This is a genomic window from Wolbachia endosymbiont of Glossina morsitans morsitans (genome assembly GCF_000689175.1).
Classification (GTDB): domain Bacteria; phylum Pseudomonadota; class Alphaproteobacteria; order Rickettsiales; family Anaplasmataceae; genus Wolbachia; species Wolbachia pipientis.
In genome coordinates, this window is record NZ_AWUH01000180.1 from 1 (window position 1) to 1,618 (window position 1,618).

The 1,618-nt window shown below is 33.9% G+C and carries 3 protein-coding genes; 2 read left to right on the forward strand and 1 reads right to left on the reverse strand.

Going from position 1 to position 1,618, the window contains the following annotated elements; all coding sequences use genetic code 11:
- Positions 1 to 209: 209 nt before the first annotated feature.
- Positions 210 to 650 carry a WD_0964 family protein gene (locus tag WGMM_RS04665; RefSeq protein WP_458694882.1) on the reverse strand — a complete coding sequence of 147 codons (441 nt, stop codon included), beginning with the start codon at positions 648 to 650 and terminating at the stop codon, positions 210 to 212.
- A 202-nt stretch (positions 651 to 852) separates the two neighbouring features.
- Here WGMM_RS04665 and WGMM_RS04670 point away from each other — a divergent pair, with 202 nt between their 5' ends.
- Together WGMM_RS04670 and nuoK are read left to right on the forward strand one after the other, a co-directional pair.
- On the forward strand, positions 853 to 1,440 hold the full coding sequence (locus tag WGMM_RS04670) for an NADH-quinone oxidoreductase subunit J (protein ID WP_038250785.1): 588 nt from the start codon (positions 853 to 855) through the stop codon (positions 1,438 to 1,440).
- Positions 1,431 to 1,618 (forward strand): NADH-quinone oxidoreductase subunit NuoK (nuoK, locus tag WGMM_RS04675; RefSeq protein WP_038250788.1); only part of this gene is annotated, 188 nt, incomplete at its 3' end. The genes WGMM_RS04670 and nuoK, both read left to right, overlap by 10 nt.

Genomic DNA, 1,618 nt, shown 5'->3' on the forward strand with positions numbered 1-1,618 from the left:
CCGGCTCCTGCCAGTATCAAAACTGGTCCATCTATGTAAGTTACAGTTGATTGTTGTTCTGGATTTAGCAGTGAGAGGTAATCGTTCATCGTAGCCCTATAGATTATAACTTCGTAAAGTTAAAGCTATGATTGAAATATTGTAAAGGTTTTATTGAATGGAACAGTTAAAGAATGCTTCACTCAAGTACTACATATTTAAACGTAGATCTATCTTGTTGGGGTAGTTTCAAGTGTATGCTGAGTAACAACAACTTGATTTAAGTCATCGGCACCAGTTGTTGGGTGGATAGGTGGAGTTCGGAATGGCTTATATGTACGATCTGGTTCCTCCACTCCTATTTCTTCAAAAAGGGGTTTTTCTTTTGGGGTATAGTGATTATGCGTTGCAGGTCGTTCAGTGAGATTTTCATATGTTTCTTTCAACCAAGTTCCGATATCATACATAAATCCATACGCTTTTTCTTTCAATTCTCTCAATGATCTACCTAAACTGGCTGGTGTGTTATTAAAGTAAATTGTCACATAGTCTCTTGTAGTGTACTGATAACTTTCTCTATTTAATTTACCACTTTGTGTATTACAAGTGTTATTACTTTGAAAATAACCAAATATGTTGTACATTTTAAAGCCGCCATTAATTACTAACATACATATATTATACGTTAATAAATTAAAGTTGTCAAGAACAAGGTTTTTAAAGGTTTATTGCATTACTGAGAAAATGCTCTATATAACAATTTAAAATGGAGCTGGAGCTTTGCAGTACAATGTTTTCAAACGTTTAATATAATATTGACTTTACAACAATAGTTACTTTAAATTAGTAACTATTGTTGCAGTTAAAGTATCAATGCCTTTTTTCTTTTATTTTTTTGCAATTCTAAGCATTTTATCTGCTGTATGCGTAATTAGTGTAAGAAATCCTGTGCATGCAGTATTATTTTTAATTTTCACCTTCGTTAACTCTGCAGTGCTTTTCATTCTCCTTGGAGCTGAATTCATTGCTATGATGGTGCTGATAGTATACATCGGTGCGGTTGCGGTGTTGTTTCTCTTTGTAGTTATGATGCTCGATGTTGACTACATAAGGTTGCGCCAGGGTTTTGCAAAGCATTTCACTCTTGGTGCTATGTTGTGTATTGTGTTTTTTTTGATTATCAGCTTTGTAATCCGCAGCTCAGCACCAAATATAAGCGATCTTATAAACTATAATACCAATAACGTGAAAGCTATCGGTAATTTGCTCTACACTGACTGCATGTACGCTTTTCATCTCTCTGGCATTCTGCTGCTTGTTGCAATTGTTGGTGCAATTGCTCTTACTTTGCAAGACAAGAAAAAAGGAGTTAAAAAACAGAATGTATTAAAGCAATTGACACAATCTTCATCTGTAAAATTGATTAAGGCTAAATTTGGAAAAGGAGTAGAATGGAAATAGGATTAAATCACTTTTTGATAGTTGCTGCTATTTTGTTCACTATTGGGGTGTGCGGTATTTTCATCAACCGTAAGAGCATAATCAACATACTGTTATCAATAGAAATATTATTGCTGGCAATTAATATCAATCTAGTTGCTTTTTCTGCCTTTATGAATGATATAGTTGGGCAAATTTT